Annotated in this window: 14 protein-coding genes, 1 tRNA gene and 2 pseudogenes; 3 read left to right on the top strand and 14 right to left on the bottom strand. The window is 65.3% G+C overall.

From position 1 onward, the window contains the following. Positions 1 to 97: 97 nt before the first annotated feature. The 6 genes from U4Y91_RS13120 to U4Y91_RS13095 form a co-directional block, all read right to left on the bottom strand. Entirely contained in the window at positions 98 to 772 is a 675-nt protein-coding gene (locus tag U4Y91_RS13120) for a C40 family peptidase (protein ID WP_321805405.1), read from the bottom strand. 128 nt (positions 773 to 900) lie between these two features. Next, positions 901 to 2,523 carry a dipeptide ABC transporter ATP-binding protein gene (locus tag U4Y91_RS13115; RefSeq protein ID WP_321805404.1) on the bottom strand — a complete coding sequence of 541 codons (1,623 nt, stop codon included), beginning with the start codon at positions 2,521 to 2,523 and terminating at the stop codon, positions 901 to 903. Then, entirely contained in the window at positions 2,520 to 3,617 is a 1,098-nt protein-coding gene (locus tag U4Y91_RS13110; RefSeq protein WP_321805403.1) for an ABC transporter permease, read from the bottom strand. Before U4Y91_RS13110 ends, U4Y91_RS13115 begins: the two co-directional genes overlap by 4 nt. A gap of 75 nt (positions 3,618 to 3,692) precedes the next feature. Continuing rightward, positions 3,693 to 4,736, bottom strand: coding sequence for a microcin C ABC transporter permease YejB (locus tag U4Y91_RS13105; protein WP_124488275.1), 1,044 nt, complete (start codon positions 4,734 to 4,736; stop codon positions 3,693 to 3,695). A gap of 52 nt (positions 4,737 to 4,788) precedes the next feature. Further along, positions 4,789 to 6,672: an extracellular solute-binding protein gene (locus U4Y91_RS13100; protein WP_321805402.1), complete on the bottom strand. Its 1,884-nt coding sequence runs from the start codon at positions 6,670 to 6,672 to the stop codon at positions 4,789 to 4,791. A 201-nt stretch (positions 6,673 to 6,873) separates the two neighbouring features. After that, positions 6,874 to 7,230 (bottom strand): hypothetical protein, encoded by a 357-nt coding sequence (locus U4Y91_RS13095; RefSeq protein WP_321805581.1) that lies wholly within the window; start codon positions 7,228 to 7,230, stop codon positions 6,874 to 6,876. A gap of 344 nt (positions 7,231 to 7,574) precedes the next feature. On the opposite strand from U4Y91_RS13095, the pseudogene U4Y91_RS13090 reads away from it, so the two are divergent. Both U4Y91_RS13090 and U4Y91_RS13085 read left to right on the top strand, forming a co-directional pair. Beyond that, positions 7,575 to 8,039, top strand: a pseudogene (locus tag U4Y91_RS13090) (efflux RND transporter permease subunit); the annotation flags it as partial. A gap of 177 nt (positions 8,040 to 8,216) precedes the next feature. Further along, positions 8,217 to 8,519: a DUF4148 domain-containing protein gene (locus U4Y91_RS13085; RefSeq protein ID WP_321805401.1), complete on the top strand. Its 303-nt coding sequence runs from the start codon at positions 8,217 to 8,219 to the stop codon at positions 8,517 to 8,519. A 103-nt stretch (positions 8,520 to 8,622) separates the two neighbouring features. On the opposite strand, the gene cyoD is transcribed toward U4Y91_RS13085, so the two are convergent. The 8 genes from cyoD to U4Y91_RS13045 form a co-directional block, all read right to left on the bottom strand. Further along, positions 8,623 to 8,955, bottom strand: a complete 333-nt coding sequence (gene cyoD, locus U4Y91_RS13080; protein ID WP_321805400.1) for a cytochrome o ubiquinol oxidase subunit IV — start codon at positions 8,953 to 8,955, stop codon at positions 8,623 to 8,625. Then, positions 8,956 to 9,564 carry a cytochrome o ubiquinol oxidase subunit III gene (gene cyoC / locus U4Y91_RS13075; RefSeq protein ID WP_321805399.1) on the bottom strand — a complete coding sequence of 203 codons (609 nt, stop codon included), beginning with the start codon at positions 9,562 to 9,564 and terminating at the stop codon, positions 8,956 to 8,958. Then, entirely contained in the window at positions 9,564 to 11,570 is a 2,007-nt protein-coding gene (gene cyoB, locus U4Y91_RS13070; protein WP_321805398.1) for a cytochrome o ubiquinol oxidase subunit I, read from the bottom strand. The genes cyoC and cyoB overlap by 1 nt, the downstream gene beginning before the upstream one ends. 3 nt (positions 11,571 to 11,573) lie before the next feature. Further along, complete coding sequence (gene cyoA, locus U4Y91_RS13065; protein ID WP_321805397.1) at positions 11,574 to 12,461, bottom strand: ubiquinol oxidase subunit II; 888 nt, start codon at positions 12,459 to 12,461, stop codon at positions 11,574 to 11,576. A gap of 493 nt (positions 12,462 to 12,954) precedes the next feature. Continuing rightward, positions 12,955 to 14,484: an NADH-quinone oxidoreductase subunit M gene (locus tag U4Y91_RS13060; RefSeq protein ID WP_321805396.1), complete on the bottom strand. Its 1,530-nt coding sequence runs from the start codon at positions 14,482 to 14,484 to the stop codon at positions 12,955 to 12,957. A 450-nt stretch (positions 14,485 to 14,934) separates the two neighbouring features. Then, positions 14,935 to 16,308: a hypothetical protein gene (locus U4Y91_RS13055; protein ID WP_321805395.1), complete on the bottom strand. Its 1,374-nt coding sequence runs from the start codon at positions 16,306 to 16,308 to the stop codon at positions 14,935 to 14,937. Between the two features lie 185 nt (positions 16,309 to 16,493). Then, positions 16,494 to 16,587: transfer RNA gene (locus tag U4Y91_RS13050), tRNA-Ser, on the bottom strand. 111 nt (positions 16,588 to 16,698) lie between these two features. Further along, a complete protein-coding gene (locus U4Y91_RS13045; RefSeq protein WP_257771683.1) occupies positions 16,699 to 17,952 on the bottom strand; it encodes an aspartate kinase in 1,254 nt (417 codons plus the stop codon). Between U4Y91_RS13045 and U4Y91_RS36765 the strand changes: the two are divergent. Further along, a pseudogene (locus tag U4Y91_RS36765) lies at positions 17,935 to 18,172 on the top strand (hypothetical protein); the annotation flags it as partial. The gene U4Y91_RS13045 and the pseudogene U4Y91_RS36765 sit on opposite strands and share 18 nt — an antisense overlap. Positions 18,173 to 18,222: the final 50 nt, after the last annotated feature.

Here is an 18,222-nt window from a genome sequence, read left to right as displayed (position 1 = left end):
CCCCCGCCAGCCGCTTGCGCACGCCCCAAAACAAAAAACCCTGCCGCCTTCCGGTGACAGGGTTTTTTTGATCCGGCGGTTCGCCGGCGCGCGTCGGTTAGTTGCTGCCGTTCGCCGCGTCGTCGCCGATCGTGGCACGCACGCGCTGGCGCAGGTCGTCGGCCTTCATCGGGACCGCCGACTCGAGCCGGCGCGCACCGGTGAAACGCTTTTCCCAGTAGCCGCTGTCGAGGTCATCGACGCGAACCGTGCTGCCCGTCGACGGCGAATGCACGAACTTGTTGTCGCCGATATAGATGCCGACGTGCGAGAACGTGCGGCGCATCGTGTTGAAGAACACGAGGTCGCCCGGCTTCAGGTTGCTCATGCTGACCTTCTCGCCGACTCGGCTCATCTCTTCGGCACGACGCGGCAGCGACATGCCGAGCGTGTCCTGGAACACATAGCGCACGAAGCCGCTGCAGTCGAGGCCGGAATCCGGCGAATTGCCGCCCCAGCGGTAACGCACGCCGATCATGTTCAGCGCACCGACGACGACGTCGCCTGCCTTGCCCGCCATGCCGGCGAGGAACGACTTCGCGCCGCCGCTCGACGACTGGGCATTGGTCTGCTGGAGGGAGGAGCTCGACCCGATTTGAGTCGAATTCGTGACATTCTGGTTAAAACTGCTGACTTCGTCGGCGAACGCGCCGGGAGCTGCTGCGAACAAGGCGCCGATGAACAGCCCCGCGAGGGTGCGCGCGCATGCCTGGGTCAGGGATCGATGCTGCATTGGTCGATGGAATGTGCTTAAAAATCAGCTGATTGGCGGAAAATTTCGGTCGATACTAGCCAGCGCGTAATCGTTTGTCAAAACAAATTAAAAAATACAATCGAGATAGTCAGACCATTGGACGCCTATCACGCTTTCCAGACCGCTTTCAACAGCTTTTGTGTGTAAGGATGTGACGGTTTCGTGAAGATATCGGCCACGTCGCCGGACTCGACGATCGCCCCGTCCTGCATCACCGCGACGCGGTGCGCCATCGCGCCGATCACCTCCAGGTCGTGGCTGATGAATACATAGCCGAGGTTGTATTTCTGTTGCAAATTCGCGAGCAGCTTCAGCACCTGCTGCTGGATCGACACGTCGAGCGCGGACGTCGGTTCGTCGAGGATCAGGATGCGCGGCTCCAGCACGAGCGCACGCGCGATCGCGATCCGCTGGCGCTGCCCGCCCGAGAATTCGTGCGGATAGCGATGCAGCACCGTGCGGTCGAGGCCGACTTCGCGCAGCACGGCCAGCGACTTCGCGCGCCGAGCGTCCGGCGTGAGTTCCGGGCGATGCAGTTCGAGCCCCTCGCCGACGATCCGCTCGATCGTGTGACGCGGCGACAGTGAACTGAAGGGATCCTGAAAGACGACCTGCATGTTCGAGCGCAGCGCAGTCTGTTCGCGGCCGCGATAGGTCGACAGCGCGCGCCCCTGGAATTCGATCTCGCCGTGGGCCGTCCTTTGCAGCCCGAGCAGCGCCATCGCGAGCGTCGACTTCCCGGAGCCGGATTCGCCGACGATCCCGAGCGTCTCGCCCTGCCGCACCGACACGGACACGTCCGCGACCGCCGTCACGGGCGTCGTGCCGAACCAGCCTGCGAAGCCCGGCCGCTTGCGCGCGAACTGCACGCTGACGTGGCGCGCATCGAGCACGACGGGCGCGATCGGCATCACCGGCGCGACCGCGCGCTGCGGCCGGCTGTTCAGCAGCCGCTGCGTATACGGATGCTCCGGCTCCGCGAAGATCCGCTCGACCGGCCCGCTTTCGACCAGCTTGCCGCGCTCCATCACCGCGACCCGCTCGGCGAAGTGCCGTACGAGGTTCAGGTCGTGCGTGATCAGCAGGATCGCCATCCCGCGCTTTTCCACCTCCTCGCGCTGCAGCTCGAGCAGCAGTTCGACGATCTGCGCGCGGATCGTCACGTCGAGCGCCGTGGTCGGCTCGTCCGCGAGCAGGAGGCGCGGCCGGCAGGCGAGCGCCATCGCGATCATCGCGCGCTGCCGCTGGCCGCCCGACAACTGGTGCGGGTAGCTGTCGACGCGCCGCTCCGGCTCCGCGATGCCGGTGCGCGCAAGCAGCGCGATCGCGCGCTTGCGCGCCTCCACCGCCGTCACGCCGTCATGCAGCATGATCGTCTCGCCGATCTGCGCGCCGATCGTATACAGCGGGTTGAGCGCCGTCATCGGCTCCTGGAAGATCATCGCGATGTCCGAGCCGCGCAGCCCGCGCATCTCGCGTTCGCTCTTGCCGGCGAGGTCGTGCCCGGCGAAGCGGATCGTGCCGCTCACGTCGGCGTCGCGCAGCAGCCGCAGGATCGACAGCGCGGTCACGCTCTTGCCCGATCCCGACTCGCCGACGAGCGCGACGCGCTCGCCGCGGCCGATCGCGAGCGTCACGTCGTCGACGGCCACCGTGTCGCCGAAGCGCACCTGCAGATGCTCGAGCGACAGCAGCGGCTCGCCCGCGTTCGATACGATCGGGGCGTTCATCGCTGGCCTCCTGCCGCGCGCACCGAGTCGGCGATCCGCGTGTCGAGCGCGTTGCGCAGCGCGTCGCCCATGAAGGTCAACAGCAGCAGCGTCGCGACCAGCACGCCGAACGTCGACAGCGAAATCCACCACGCATCGAGGTTGCCCTTGCCCTGCGCGAGCAGCTCGCCGAGGCTCGGCGTCGGCGGCGGCACGCCGAGCCCGAGGAAGTCGAGGCTCGTGAGCGCGAGGATTGCGCCGCTCATCCGGAACGGCAGGAACGTGATCACGGGCGTCATGCTATTCGGCAGCACGTGGCGCCAGATGATCTGCCAGTTCGTGAGCCCCATCGCGCGGGCCGCGCGCACGTAGTCCTGCGTGCGGTTGCGCAGGAACTCGGCGCGCACGTAATCAGCCAGGCCGATCCAGCCGAACAGCGACAGCAGCACGATCAGCAGCAGGAAGCTCGGCTCGAAGATCGACGCGAAGATGATCAGCAGGTACAGCTCGGGCAGCGAACTCCAGATCTCGATCAGCCGCTGCCCGACGATGTCGATGCGCCCGCCGAAGTAGCCCTGCACGGCGCCCGCGGCGATCCCGAGCAGCGTGCCGATCGCGGTCAGGATCAGCCCGAACTCGACCGACACGCGGAACCCGTACACGAGCCGCGCGAGCAGGTCGCGCCCGTGCGCGTCGGTGCCGAGCCAGTTCGCGCGCGACGGCGGCGCCGGGTTCGGCACGGTCGAGAAGTAATTCAGCGTGTCGTAGTAATAGCGGTTCGGCGGATACACGACGAAGTTGCCCGGCGCCTCGAGCCGCTTGCGGACGTACGGATCGAGATAGTCGGCCGGCGTCGGGAAGTCGCCGCCGAAGGTCGTCTCCGGATACGCATGAAACATCGGGAAATAGGTCTGGCCGTCGTAGCGCACGACGAGCGGCTTGTCGTTCGACCACAGCGGCGCCGCGAGGCTCGCGGCGAACGCGACGACGAAGATCACGAAGCTCCAGTAGCCGAGGCGCTGCTGGCGAAAGCGCTGCCAGACGCGGCGCGCGGGCGACGGCGACACGCGCGCACGCGCCGCGTCGATGCGGGACGACACGACGGCCCGGTTCATCGCGCACCTCGCCCGGCGAGCGCGGGCAGGCGGACGGGCGCGCCGGCGAGCAGCGTGCTGGCGGACGGTTTCATGTCAGCGCTCCAGGTTGTCGAATTGAATGCGCGGGTCGACCCACACATAGCAGAGGTCCGAGATCAGTTTGGTCGCGAGCCCGATCAGCGTGAACAGGTAAAGCGTGCCGAGCACGACCGGATAGTCGCGCCGCACGACCGACTCGTACGACAGCAGCCCGAGGCCGTCGAGCGAGAACAGCGTTTCGATCAGCAGGCTGCCCGTGAAGAACGCGCCGATGAACGCGGCCGGAAACCCGACGATCAGCGGCAGCATCGCGTTGCGGAACACGTGCTTCCACAGCACGGTGCGCTCGGCGAGCCCTTTCGCGCGCGCGGTCAGCACGTACTGCTTGCGGATTTCGTCGAGGAACGCGTTCTTCGTGAGCATCGTGATGACCGCGAAGCTGCCGACGACCGACGCCGTGATCGGCAGCGCGATGTGCCACAGATAATCGAGCACCTTGCCGGCGAGCGACAGCTGGGAAAAGTTGTCCGAAGTGAGCCCGCGCAGCGGGAACAGCTGCCAGAACGAGCCGCCGCCGAACAGCACGAGCAGCAGCACGCCGAGCACGAAGCCCGGAATCGCATAGCCGACCAGCACGACGAGGCTCGTCGCGACATCGAACGGCGAGCCGTTGCGCACGGCCTTCGCGATGCCGAGCGGCACGGAGATCAGGTAGGTGACGAAGAACGTCCACAGCCCGATGCTGATCGACACCGGCAGCTTCTGCACGACCAGCGACCACACGCTCTGGTGGCGGAAGTAGCTGTCGCCGAGATCGAAGCGCGCGAAACGCTTCAGCATCAGCCAGTAACGCTCGAGCGGCGGCTTGTCGAAGCCGTACAGCGCCTTGAGCTGCGCGAGCTGCTGCGCGTCGACGCCGGTGTGCGCACGCATCCCGAACGGCGCCGCGCCCTGCTCCGTCGCGCCCTTGCGCAGTTCCTGCACGGCCTGTTCGACCGGGCCGCCCGGCACGAACTGGATCACCGCGAACGTGAGCGTGAGCACGCCGACGAGCGTCGGGATCATCAGCAGCAGGCGTTTGAGGATGTAGCTCCACATAGGGCGTCGACTCGCGATCGATAGGCTGGGTTGAACGAAGGGCCGGCAGGCTTCAGTGATCGGGCTTGGCCCACCAGGTCGATACGACCCAGCCCTCGGCCGAATAGTACAGCGGCAGCGTTTGCGGATAGCCGAGCGTGCGCTTGTATGCGATCCGGTGCGTGGTGCTGTACCACTGCGGAACCGCGTAATAGCCGTGCATCAGCACGCGGTCGAGCGCATGCGTCGCGTCGAGCAGGTCCTCGCGCGTCTGCGCGGCGCCGAGCGCATGCAGCAGCGCGTCGACGGCCGGCGACTTCAGGCCGATGATGTTGTCGGAGCCTGGTTCGTCCGCGAACTTGCTGCCGTAGCGCGAGAACTGCTCGGCGCCCGGCACCTGCACACCCGGCAGGCGAACCGTCGTCATGTCGTAGTCGAACGCGTCGAGCCGCTTCTGCAGCAGCGCGTAATCGGCCGTGCGAAAGCGCGCGTCGATGCCGAGCTTCGCGAGATTGCGCTGGTAGGCGGTCACGACGCCTTCCATCGCCGCGCCGGAATCGTCGAGGATCTCGAACGTGAACGGCTCGCCCTGCGCGTTGCGCAACGCACCGTCGCGGTAGGTCCAGCCGGCCTGCGCGAGCAGCGCGCGCGCCTTCAGCAGGTTCGCGCGCAGCGAGCCCGGCGGGTTCGTGTTCGGCTGCGTGACCATCGGGCCGAACACGGCCGGGTCGAGTTGCGTGCGCAACGGCTCCAGCAGCTTCAGTTCGCCCGGGCCCGGCGTACCGGTCGCCTGCAGGTCGGTATCGGCGAAATAGCTGTCGAGGCGCGTGTACGCGCTATAGAACAACTGGCGGTTCAGCCATTCGAAGTCGAACGCGAGATCGAGCGCCTGGCGCACGCGCACGTCGCGAAACAGCGGCCGGCGCAGGTTCATGAAGAAGCCCTGCATGCCCGCGCCGTTGTGCTGGCGGAACTCGCGCTTGACGAGCTCGCCGCTGTCGAAACGCTTGCCGACGTCGCGCCGGGTCCAGTTGCGCGCGATGTATTCGACCAGCACGTCGTACTCGCCGGCCTTGAACGCTTCGAGCCGCGCGACGCCGTCGCCGTACAGCTTGTAGACGATCCGCTCGAAGTTGTCGGTGCCGATCCGCACCGGCAGGTCGGCGCCCCAGTACGCGGGATTGCGCCGATAGGTAATCGTGCGGCCGTTGTCGTAGCGCTCGATCAGGTACGGGCCGCTGCCGATCGGCTGCTCGAACGCGAGCTGGTCGAACGGAATCCGCGAACCGTCCGCGCGCAGCCCCCACTTGCGCGAGAATACCGGCACGCCGCCGGCGATCAGCGGCAGCTCGCGGTTCGTGCTGCGGAACTCGAAACGCACGGTCGCGGGATCGACCACCACCGCCTTCGCGATCTCGGCGAAATACGCGCCGAACTGCGGTGCGGCCTGCTTGCTCTTCAGCGTGTCGAACGAAAACCTGACGTCGTCGGCCGTGACCGGATCGCCGTTCGAAAAGCGCGCGCGCGGGTTCAGGTGAAACGTGACCGAGCGGCGGTCCGGCGCGATCGCGATGTCGTCGGCGAGCAGCCCGTAGGCGGATGCCGGTTCGTCCATGCTGCCGGTCGCGAGGCTCTCGAACAGCAGGTCGATGCCCGGTGCGGGATTGCCGCGCATCGTGAACGGATTGAACTTGTCGAACGACGTAAGCCGGCTCGGGTTCGCGAGCACGAGCGTGCCGCCCTTCGGCGCGTCGGGGTTCACGTAGTCGAAATGCCTGAAGCCCGGCGGATATTTCGGCTCGCCGTACTGCGCGATGGCATAGGCCGCGTGCGCGGCGGTTGCAGCCAGTACCGCCTGTAGTGCCCATGCTGCCGCCGTGCGGCCGGCGGCCCGTACCGCATGCGCGGCGCCGAAGCGGATGCGGGTGGCGGCGGTCCGGGGCGAACCCTTCGTCATAGAGGCCCTGTCGGTCGATTGAGGGATGGAACGTGGGTCGATTCTACCCATTCAATTCGAGGTCGAGCCAACTTGCGGGTTTTCGTGCACGGCACCGGCGCGTTGCGGCTGCCGCGTCCGACTCGCACAGGCAAAGAAAAACCGCCACGCGGGCGGTTTTCCTTCGAGGCGCGCACGCATCGCGCGTGCGCCGCAGATCGATCAGCGCCAGCCGTTGTGGCGACCGTTGTCCCAGTGGCCGCGATCGCCGTGCCAGCCGCGGCCATGATGGCGATACCAATCGTCGCGGCCCCAGTAGCGGCGGCCGTCCCAGTAGCGATCGCCGTGCCAGCCGATCACGATCGCCGGGGCCGGCGCGTAGACGGGCGCCGGCGCATACACGGGCGCCGGCTGGTAGACGACCGGCGGAGGCGGCGGCGCATACACGGGCGCGGGCGCGACGTAGACCGGAGCCGGCACGCCGACGTTGATCCCGACATTGACTCCCGCCATTGCTGCGCCCGACACGAGCAAGGCCGTCATACCGGTCAAGAGCGAGGCAATACGCAAAGTCTTCATGGATTCCTCTTCGAGTTGTTTCATGTGTGATTCGACTATAACGACAAGCACAGTCTCCGCATATTTCAAGTTTGTAAGAACTGATGCGCTGCATCGCAACCGGAGGCGCCCGCTAACGTCTTGTAACATTTGACGCCCGGCGGCCTGCCCGCCTGCCCGGCCCGCCTTGCTGCGCGGGCCTTCGGCCCGCTCCGTCCTGCCGCCCCTACCTAAAACATCTTTCATCCTGGCCCGCGCCCGGCGTTAAGCGGCGCCACGCACACTGCGCGGGCCGATGCAGGCTCGCGCCGCGCTTCGGCACCTCGCTGACAGGCCGGCGCCCCGCGCCGGCGGAGACCTCGCCGATGCTGAAACTCGTCCGACTCGCGCTCGCGCGCCCCTATACGTTCATCGTCCTTGCCCTGCTGATCCTGATCGCGGGGCCGCTCGCGGCACTGCGCACGCCGACCGACATTTTTCCGGACATCCGGATTCCGGTCATCAGCGTCGTGTGGAACTATGCGGGCCTGCAGCCGGACGACGTGGCCGGGCGCATCGTCACGTACTACGAGCGCACGCTCGGCACGACGGTCAACGACGTCGCGCACATCGAGTCGCAGTCGTTCCGCAGCTTCGGGATCGTCAAGATCTTCTTCCAGCCGAGCGTCGACATCCGCACCGCGACCGCGCAGGTCACGTCGATCTCGCAGACCGTGCTCAAGCAGATGCCGCCCGGCACCACGCCGCCGCAGATCCTCAACTACAACGCGTCGACCGTCAGTACTCGCATGCCTGTCCTCGCAATGGCTGTCACGGCGCGCGCATCCGATGCGCGCGCAACTATCGTAGCCGCCTCGATCGCCGTCCGGCGTTAAATGAAAATAGCTTCATCCGGCATCGGGCGAACGCGGGTGAAACATGTTTCATCCGTGCGTCGCCCGCCTGGCGCTGCGCGCCGCCTACGCTGACGTCATGCGGCATCGGGCCGCGAATTCAGGAGCCACCGGATGAAACTGTCGACTACCGTCGCCTGCATGCTGCTCGCATGCGCCAGCACCGCCGCGTTCGCGGCGCCCCACCTGACACCGCAGGAATGCAACGCCTACCCGTTCGTTCACACGCGGCACGACGTCACGCGTGCGGATCTCGTGCGCGAGCTGGCCGAACTCGAACAGGTCGGCTACGAGCCCGCGCACAGCAGTCCGTACTATCCCGACGATCTCGACGCCGCGAAGCAGCGGCTCGCCGCCGAGTACCGCGCGGACTGCACGCATGCGCTGACGGCCGACGCGGGCACCGGCACGCACTGACGACCGGCGCGCACGGCGCGGCCGAAACGAGAAAAGGCGGCACTCGCGTGCCGCCTTTTTTGCGTGAATGCGCATGGAGATCGTCCGCTGCGCCCGACGCCGTTCAGCGCGACATCATGTTCATGCTGACGTTGTGCATCACCCACAGCGTGCCGACGATCAGGATCGCCGCCGTCAGCACGGTGTAGCTGAACGCCATCACGTTCCAGCGTTGGCCGGACGAACCGTTCATGTGCAGGAAGTACACGAGGTGCACGACGATCTGCACGAATGCGAGCGCGGCCAGCGCGATCAGCGATGCGTGCGGCGACAGCACGCCGCCCATCACGAGGCCGAACGACGCGGCCGTGAGCAGCGCCGACAGGATGAAACCGGCGACATAGCCGCCGACGCTGCCGTGCCCTTCTTCGAGTTGCGACGAATGCGAATGGGCCATTTAGATCACGCTCGCGAGATAAACAAAGGAAAACACGCAGATCCACACGATGTCGAGGAAGTGCCAGAAAAGGCTCAGGCACGTCAGGCGCCGCAGGTCGCGGTCGGTCAGGTCGCCGCCGCGCAACAGGATCTGCCCGGCGAGCACGATCATCCACAAGAGGCCTGCCGTCACGTGCAGCCCGTGCGTGCCGACCAGCGTGAAGAACGCCGACAGGAACGCGCTGCGCTGCGGGCCCGCGCCTTCCGCGATCAGGTGCGAGAACTCGCGCAGCTCCATCGCGAGGAACGCCGCGCCGAGCACGAACGTCACCGCAAGCCACGCGAGCAGCGCGCCGCGCCGCTGCTTGTACGCGGCCAGCATCGCGAAGCCGTAGGTGATGCTCGACAGCAGCAGCGCGGCGGTTTCCACCGCGACGCCCGGAATGTCGAACAGGTCCTTCGCGGTCGGACCGCCCGCGTACTGGTTGCCGAGCACCGCGAACGTCGCGAACAGCGCCGCGAAGATCACGCAGTCGGTCATCAGGTACAGCCAGAAGCCGAATACCGAGTGCGACGGCGGATGGTCGTCGTGCTCGAGCAGGGTTGCGCTCAAGGTTTTCTGCAGCATCAGTTGGCCTCCAGTTCCACGTCGTCGACACGCGTGGCCACGCGCACCGCCGGTTGCTTCTCTTCGATCCTGCGCACCTTCGACGCCGGGATGTAGTAGCCGTCGTTGTCACGCGAGCTGTAGACCACGAGCGTCGCGACGATACCGACCAGGCCGCCGATCGCCATCCACCAGATGTGCCACACCAGCGCGAAGCCCAGCACCAGGCTGAAGATCGCGACCACGAGGCCCGCACACGTATTCGACGGCATGTGGATGTCGCGGATCGCCGCCGGGTTCGGCCGGCCGTCGCCGCGTGCCTTCATGTCGGCGTACGCGTCGAGCGTGCGCACTTGCGGAATCACCGCGAAGTTGTACTCGGCCGGCGGCGACGAGGTCGCCCATTCCAGCGTGCGGCCGCCCCACGGGTCGCCCGTGGTGTCGCGGTATTCCGGCAGGTTGCGATTGCGGATGCTGACGACCAGTTGCAGCAGCTGGCATGCGATGCCGATCGCGATCAGCACGGCGCCGAACGCGGCGACCAGCAGCCACGGATGCCACGCCGGGGTGTCGTAGTGGTTCAGGCGCCGCGTCATGCCCATGAAGCCGAGCACGTAGAGCGGCACGAACGCGACGTAGAAGCCGACCTGCCAGAACCAGAACGCGGCCTTGCCGAGCTTCTCGTTCAGCTTGAAGCCGAACGCCTTCGGGAACCAGTAGTTGAAGCCCGCGAGATAGCCGAACAGCACGCCGCCGATGATCACGTTGTGGAAGTGCGCGATCAGGAACAGGCTGTTGTGCAGCACGAAGTCCGCGCCCGGGATCGCCATCATCACGCCGGTCATGCCGCCGAGCGTGAACGTGACCATGAAGCCGATCGTCCACAGCACCGGCGTCGTGAATTCGATCCGGCCGCGGTACATCGTAAACAGCCAGTTGAACACCTTCACGCCGGTCGGGATCGCGATGATCATCGTCATGATGCCGAAGAACGCGTTCACGTTCGCACCGGAGCCCATCGTGAAGAAGTGATGCAGCCACACGAGGAACGACAGCACCATGATCGCGCAGGTCGCGTACACCATCGTCTTGTAGCCGAACAGCGGCTTCTTCGAGAACGTCGCGATGACTTCCGAGAAGATGCCGAACGCCGGCAGGATCAGGATGTACACCTCCGGATGGCCCCACGCCCAGATCAGGTTCAGGTACAGCATCGCGTTGCCGCCGGCTTCGTTCGTGAAGAAGTGCATGCCGAGGTAACGGTCGAGGCCGAGCAGCGCGAGCGTCGCGGTCAGGATCGGGAACGACGCCATGATCAGCACGTTCGTGCAGAGGGCCGTCCACGTGAACACCGGCATCTTCATCAGCGTCATGCCGGGCGCGCGCATCTTGATGATCGTCACGAAGAAGTTCACGCCGGTCAGCAGCGTGCCGACACCCGAGATCTGCAGCGCCCACAGGTAATAGTCGACCCCTACGCCCGGGCTGAACTGCAGCTCCGACAGCGGCGGATACGCGAGCCAGCCGGTCTGCGCGAACTCGCCGATCACGAGCGACACGTTGATCAGGATCGCGCTGACGGCCGTCATCCAGAACGACAGCGAGTTGATGAACGGGAACGCGACGTCGCGCGCGCCGATCTGCAGCGGCACGACGAGGTTCATCAGGCCGACCATGAACACCATCGCCATGAAGAAGATCATGATCACGCCGTGTGCCGTGAAGATCTGGTCATAGTGGTGCGGCGGCAGGTAGCCGGGCGCGTTGTACGCGAGCGCGAGCTGCATGCGCATCATGATCGCGTCGGCGAAGCCGCGCAGCAGCATGATCAGCGCGACGATGATGTACATCACGCCGAGTTTCTTGTGGTCGACCGTCGTCAGCCATTCCGTCCACAGCCACTTCCAGCGGCCGGTGATCGTCAGCGCGGCGAGGATGCCCAGCACGGCCAGCGCCATGAAGGCGCCGGCCACCATGATGATGGGCTGATCGAACGGGATCGCCGATAGTGTGAGTTTGCCGAACATGCGTTACCCCTTCGTGCCGCAGGCGGCGTCCTTCAGATCGAGGACGTGGCCATCGTTGTATTTCGCGATGATGTTGTGGAACAGCCGCGGATCGACCGACGAGAAGTAGCGCACGGGCGCCTTCTCGCTCGGCTGCGCGACGGTGCCGTACACCGTCGCGTCGAGCCGGTCGGGCGAGGCCTTCACCTTCTGCACCCACGCGTCGAACTGTTCGCGCGGCTCGGCGAGCGTGCGGAACTTCATGTCGGAGAAGCCGCGGCCGCTGAAGTTGGCGGACGTGCCCGCGTAGTCGCCGGCTTCGTCGGCGATCAGGTGCAGGCGCGTCTGCATGCCGGCCATCGCGTAGACCTGGCCGCCGAGCTGCGGAATGAAGAACGAGTTCATCACCGAATCCGACGTGATGTGGAAGTTCACCGGCGTGCCGACCGGAATCGCGAGCTGGTTCACCGACGCGATACCGAGGTCCGGATAGATGAACAGCCACTTCCAGTCGAGCGCGACGACCTCGACGTCGATCGGCTTCACCGACGACTCGAGCGGCTTGTACGGATCGAGCTCGTGCGTGGTTTTCCACGTCAGCACGCCGAGGAACAGGATGATCAGCGTCGGCACCGTCCAGATCACGACCTCGATCGCGGTCGAGTGCGACCAGTTCGGCGCATAGGCGGCGTTGCGGTTCGATGCGCGGTAACGCCACGCGAACCACAGCGTGAGCAGGATCACCGGCACGACGACGATCAGCATCGCCCATGTCGACGTCGCGATCAGCGCCTTTTCGGCGGCCCCGACACTTCCTTTCGGATTTAGTACATCTAAATTACAGCCTGACAGGCTCAGCGCCGCGCCGATCGATATCAGCGCCGTCCAGCCTTTTGAAGCTCTTCTTTTCATCACACAGCCCGAGGGTCATTGAATCCGTTGCGTATGCCCGATGCGCATTCGATCCACGAAAGTGGCCGAATCATACGTCGCGCGAGCGCGGCGAAAAACCGGTGGGTGCGACAAATCATCATTGCAAAATCCGCAGTGAGACAGATTGTCGCGGGGCAATTTCACGCAGCCGGGAGGCGGCCGCGAGCCGGCCTTGAGCCTTGAGCCTTGAGCCTTGGGCCTTGGGCCTTGGGCCTTGGGCCTTGGGCCTTGGGCCTTGGGCCTTGGGCCTTGGGCCTTGAGCCTTGAGCCTTGAGCCTTGAGCCTTGAGCCTTGAGCCTTGAGCCTTGAGCCTTGGGCCTTGGGCCTTGGGCCTTGGGCCTTGAGCCTTGAGCCTTGAGCCGGCCGAAATCGGTGCAAACCGCGGGCTCGTGTCCGCCCTGCCCCGATGAATGCGCGCGCAACGATGTCCGCATCGGCACGCGATGCGGACATCGTGCGCGGCGTCACGCGCTCAGCCGTGCACCGCCGCCATGTACGCCGGCTGCGCCGGTGCGCCGCCGTCCCCGGCCGGCAGCTTCGAACGGCTCGCTTCCTCGATCAGCCGTGCGACGGTCGGATCGATCGCGTCGGTGAACGGCTTCGGATCGACGCCCACCATCAGCACGATCAGCGCGAGCGATGCGAACATCACGATCTCGCGGCGGCTCAGGTCGGCGAGCTTCGCGATGCGCGGACCCGCGATCTTGCCGAACACGACGCGCTTGACCATCCACAGCGTGTACGACGCGCTGAGGATCAGCGTGAGCGCCGCGATCGCGCCGATCCAGAAGTTGACGCGGATCGCACCCATGATGACCATGAACTCGCCGACGAAGCCCGACGTGCCCGGCAAGCCGACGTTGGCCATCGCGAACAGCAGCGCGAACGTCGCGAAGCGCGGCATCACGCCCGCCACGCCGCCGTACGCGGCGATCTCGCGCTGCTTCGTGCGATCGACCAGCACGCTCACGCACAGCAGCATCGCGCCCGCGACGAAGCCGTACGACACGAGCTGCACGATCGCGCCTTCGACGCCGATCTGGTTGAACAGGAACAGCCCGAGCGTGACGATCCCCATGTGCGCGACCGTCGAATACGCGAGCAGCTTGCCGAGATCGGTCTGCGCGAGCGCGATCAGGCTCGCGTAGACGATCGCGAACAGCGACAACGCGATCACGGCCGGCGCGAAGAAGTGGCTCGCGTCCGGCGTGATCGGCAGCGCGAAGCGCAGGAAGCCGTAGCCGCCGAGCTTGAGCATCGCGAGCATCAGCGCGGCACCCGTCGGGCCGTCGGTGTAGACGTCGCGCAGCCACGTATGAACCGGCCACATCGGCACCTTGACTGCGAACGCGGCGAAGAAACCGAGGAACACCAGCAGCTGCGGCGCGAAGCCGAGCTGCAGCGTGCGCCATGCGTTCATGTCGAACGTATGCGACTTCGCATACAGGTACAGCATCGCCATCAACAGCAGCAGCGAACCCGCGAACGAGATGAAGAAGAACTTCACGGCCGCGTAGACGCGATGCTCCCTGCCCCACGTGCCGATCAGCAGGTACAGCGGAATCAGCGTCGCCTCGAAGAAGATGAAGAACAGCAGCCCGTCCTGCGCGACGAACACGCCGACCATCAGCCCCGACAGGATCAGGAACGACGCGTAGTACTGCGCGACGCGCACCGTCACCGCTTCCCACGATGCGATCACGACGACGAGCGTCGTGAAGGCGGTCAGCACGACGAGCCACAGCGACGCGCCGTCGATCCCGACGCGCCAGCCGGCGTTGAAGGCCGCCAGCCAGTTGCGGGTTTCGGCGAACTGCATCGCGGCCGAGTGTGAATCGAAACCGCTGACGAGCGGCACGACGGCGGCCAGCCCCGCGAGTGCGCCGACGAGTGCGATCAGTCTCGTGCGATGCGGATGACGGTCGGAACCGGCGCGCAGCAGGCACGCGCCGAACAGGATCGGAACCCAGATCGCCAGGCTCAGGAAGGGGAAATCATGCATGTCAACAGGCCTTGAGAGGGTCGCGCGCTGCATCGGGAACAGGCGTGACGAAGGAAACGAAATCAAATCGACAGATAGATTTCGTGGATCGACAATGTTGGCAAAATGTAAAGCGGAATCAGCGCGAAGGTTGACGCCGCTCAAGCGCTATCGGGTTAACCAGCATAAGGTGATTGATTATTTTTTGCATCGCAGCAGAACTGCTTTTCACGACGCACGAATAGATCGCTGATTTTTATGGGTAATTTTTCGTATTGCGATGCGGTGCCGATCGCGCAAATCGGTGCGATGCCGCATTTTTGGTCTGAAGACGGATTCTTCGGGGCGCAAGAGCGGAATGCGGGGAAGGATGAACGAGCGCGATTCGATCCTTACACAGTTACTTTCATTTTTATTTCAACGATCGCCGATCGCCGCGATCCGGAACACCGGAAATCGCGGCGCATTCCGTCAGCGTTGATGGCTCAGCCTGTCCCATACGCGCATCGTCACCGCGCGATAGTGGTTGTGTTGCGCGGGGAAATGGACGAAGCGGCTGTCGCGCGTCGCATAGACCGGCGATGACGCGAGCGACATCGCATCGACGATATAGCGCGCGTCGATCATGCCCGCCTCCAGCAGTTCGACATAGATCGCCTGCTGGTCGCCGCCGCTCGCATAGACCGACGACCGATCGCCGATGCGCTCGATGCGCGCGCATATGCGTTCGACCAGTTCGCGCATCGGCGCGACGTTGCGCACGCCGATCATGCACGAGTTGATCGCCCAGGCCGTATGATCGGTGCCGATCACGAAATCGCGGCCGTCGATCACGCCGTCGACCGTCTGGCGCTGGTCGATCGCGAGGATGTCGGCGTCGACCCAGAACACGAACGCGTGATCCGGCAGATGTTCGCGAATCAGGTGCAGCTTCGCCCAGTTCGCATCGACGCCGGCCGGCAGGAACGCCGGCGGTTCGCGATACGCGTGGTACGCATAGCCGTGTCGCGTGCAGTAGCGAACGAAGTTCTCTTCGTGAAGATCGCCGTAACCGGCGATGTGCGACGTGTGCAGGCTCACGAACGCAATGCTTGCGTCCGGGTTCAGGTGCCGCGCCGGCTCGCGCGGCCGTTGCTGCGCGGTGCGCCAGTCGTCCATCGCGCGCGGCTGCTCGCCCCGCTGGACACGCGCCGCGTCGTCGACGAGCGCGAGCACGTAGCGAAAGTCGTAGTCGGGCGTCGGCGCCCATACGCCATCGATCTGCTGCCATTCGGGCGCCTGGTGCGCCACGAGCGGATGCGCGCCGACGACCGCGTCGATCGCAAGCCCGTCGCGCCATACCGTCTGGGCCGACGCGAAATAGCCGGTCGCGAGCGGCTGATCGAACGGCAGCGGCGGGAAGTGCTCGGCAAGCAGCGTCGCCTCGCATGCGTGTTGCCGCTCGGGCAGGCGCATCGCCCACTTGCCCAGCTCGACCACCAGCTTGCGCAAGCGCTCGCGCACGTCGGGCACGTTGCGAAAGATCATGCCGCTCGCGGCGGGCAGCGGCGACTTCGAGGTCTGCGTCGTGACGATCGCGTCATAACCGTCCGCGACAGCCGGCAACGCATGCTGGCCGAACACGACCGAGAACGGATCGAGCACGAGCAGCAACGCGCCCTGCTCCATCGCGACGAGCTCCGCGATGATCGCGTGGTACTTGTGCAGCACCTGCTGGCGCTCGCCATACACGTGCGTGCCGTCGACGATCGCGTGCCGGTAGCCGTGGGCCCGCGCGTAACGTTCGTGATTGTCGACGAGCCCGTCGACGGGACGGTGCGAAAGGATGGTCAGTACGGAATGCATGCGTGCCGGAACTCCAGATTGAGCCGCGCGAGGCGATACGCCTATTTAGCGCATGAGCGCCGCTCGAGTCGAGCATTGATTGGCTGTCCGGACGAAGCGTGGCGCCGAGCGGCGCGTCCGGAAACGACGCTGGAAAAGAAAAAGCCCCGCAAGTCCGAGAACTTGCGGGGCTTTGTCACCGCTTTTGGCGGAGACGGAGGGATTCGAACCCTCGATCCAGGTTTTGGCCCAGATGCTCCCTTAGCAGGGGAGTGCCTTCGACCTCTCGGCCACGTCTCCCAAACTTTCGCTCGCACCAGGGAGGCAGTGCGACGAGAACGAAATAATATAGGGTTTCGAACCGTGCGTCAATTTCCGTGATGCATTTTCTTCAATGCATCACGAAAAAATTCACGCGGGCTGGTCGAGTTCGAATGCCTTGTGCAGCGCGCGGACGGCCAGCTCCATGTATTTCTCGTCGATCAGCACCGAAATCTTGATTTCGGACGTCGAGATCATCTGGATGTTGATGCCCTCTTCCGACAGCGTGCGGAACATCTTGCTCGCGACGCCCACGTGCGAACGCATGCCGACGCCGACGACCGACACCTTCGACACCTTCGGGTCGCCTTGCACGCGCTCGGCGCTCACATGGCCCTGCACCTGGTTGGTGAGGATGTCCATCGCCTTCTGGTAGTCGCCGCGGCCGACCGTGAACGTGAAGTCCGTCTTCCCTTCGACGCTCTGGTTCTGGATGATCATGTCGACGTCGACGTTCGCGTCGGCGACCGGGCCGAGGATCTGATACGCGATGCCCGGCTTGTCGGGCACGCCCATCACCGCAATGCGTGCTTCGTCGCGCTGGAACGCGATGCCGGAAATGACTGCCTTTTCCATGGTCTCGTCTTCTTCAAAAGTAATCAGGGTGCCCGAGCGCATTTCTTCGTCGAGCGCAATCAGCGGATCGGTCAGGCTCGACAGCACGCGCGTCTTCACCTGGTATTTGCCGGCGAATTCGACCGAGCGGATCTGCAGGACCTTCGAGCCGAGGCTGGCCATTTCCAGCATTTCCTCGAACGTCACGCGATCGAGGCGTCGCGCCTCTTCGACCACGCGCGGGTCGGTCGTGTAGACGCCGTCGACGTCCGTATAGATCAGGCACTCTTCGGCATCCAGCGCGGCCGCGACCGCCACCGCCGACGTGTCCGAGCCGCCGCGGCCCAGCGTCGTGATGTGGCCGTCCGGATCGACGCCCTGGAAGCCCGTGATGATCACGACCTTGCCGGCGTTCAGATCGGCCTTCACGCGCTCGTCGTCGATCGAGTGGATACGCGCCTTCGTGAACGCGCTGTCCGTCTTGATCGGCACTTGCCAGCCGGCATAGCTCACGGCCTCGACGCCGATTTCCTGCAGCGCGATCGACAGCAGGCCGACGCTGACCTGCTCGCCGGTCGACGCGATCATGTCGAGCTCACGCGGGCTCGGCTGGCTCGAAATCTCTTTCGCGAGACCGAGCAGACGGTTGGTTTCGCCGGACATCGCGGACGGCACGACCACCAGCTGGTGCCCGGCCTGATGCCATTTTGCGACGCGTTTCGCGACGTTCTTGATGCGCTCGACCGAGCCCATCGAAGTGCCGCCGTATTTGTGTACGATGAGTGCCATTGTCGTTCTGAACTGAAGGAGAAGCCGCACGGGCGCGCTGGGCAGGCCGCGTTGCCGTTCGGTCACGCGGCTTGTGGCTGTGGACGGACGACGAGGGGGACGGCTGGGACGCAACACGCAAGCGTGACGGATTTTGCCCGGAAGGCCGATCAGGCCGCGCAAACCGGGTACGTCACGCGGAAAACCTGCACAAATCGCTCAAAAATCGAGCCGAGCAAACGTCCGAGCGTACCCGATAGAGGCCCGCTTGACAAGCCGCTCGCCGGTTCG

Source organism: Burkholderia sp. BCC1993, from assembly GCF_905339865.1.
In the GTDB taxonomy this organism is placed as follows: domain Bacteria; phylum Pseudomonadota; class Gammaproteobacteria; order Burkholderiales; family Burkholderiaceae; genus Burkholderia.
This window is presented reverse-complemented; position numbering and strand designations above follow the sequence as displayed.

Coding starts and splice junctions, on each gene's coding strand:
- U4Y91_RS13120 (WP_321805405.1), bottom strand. CDS start 772: ATGCAGCATCGATCCCTGACCCAGGCATGCGCGCGCACCCTCGCGGGG.
- U4Y91_RS13115 (WP_321805404.1), bottom strand. CDS start 2,523: ATGAACGCCCCGATCGTATCGAACGCGGGCGAGCCGCTGCTGTCGCTC.
- U4Y91_RS13110 (WP_321805403.1), bottom strand. CDS start 3,617: ATGAACCGGGCCGTCGTGTCGTCCCGCATCGACGCGGCGCGTGCGCGC.
- U4Y91_RS13105 (WP_124488275.1), bottom strand. CDS start 4,736: ATGTGGAGCTACATCCTCAAACGCCTGCTGCTGATGATCCCGACGCTC.
- U4Y91_RS13100 (WP_321805402.1), bottom strand. CDS start 6,672: ATGACGAAGGGTTCGCCCCGGACCGCCGCCACCCGCATCCGCTTCGGC.
- U4Y91_RS13095 (WP_321805581.1), bottom strand. CDS start 7,230: ATGAAGACTTTGCGTATTGCCTCGCTCTTGACCGGTATGACGGCCTTG.
- U4Y91_RS13085 (WP_321805401.1), top strand. CDS start 8,217: ATGAAACTGTCGACTACCGTCGCCTGCATGCTGCTCGCATGCGCCAGC.
- cyoD (WP_321805400.1), bottom strand. CDS start 8,955: ATGGCCCATTCGCATTCGTCGCAACTCGAAGAAGGGCACGGCAGCGTC.
- cyoC (WP_321805399.1), bottom strand. CDS start 9,564: ATGCTGCAGAAAACCTTGAGCGCAACCCTGCTCGAGCACGACGACCAT.
- cyoB (WP_321805398.1), bottom strand. CDS start 11,570: ATGTTCGGCAAACTCACACTATCGGCGATCCCGTTCGATCAGCCCATC.
- cyoA (WP_321805397.1), bottom strand. CDS start 12,461: ATGAAAAGAAGAGCTTCAAAAGGCTGGACGGCGCTGATATCGATCGGC.
- U4Y91_RS13060 (WP_321805396.1), bottom strand. CDS start 14,484: ATGCATGATTTCCCCTTCCTGAGCCTGGCGATCTGGGTTCCGATCCTG.
- U4Y91_RS13055 (WP_321805395.1), bottom strand. CDS start 16,308: ATGCATTCCGTACTGACCATCCTTTCGCACCGTCCCGTCGACGGGCTC.
- U4Y91_RS13045 (WP_257771683.1), bottom strand. CDS start 17,952: ATGGCACTCATCGTACACAAATACGGCGGCACTTCGATGGGCTCGGTC.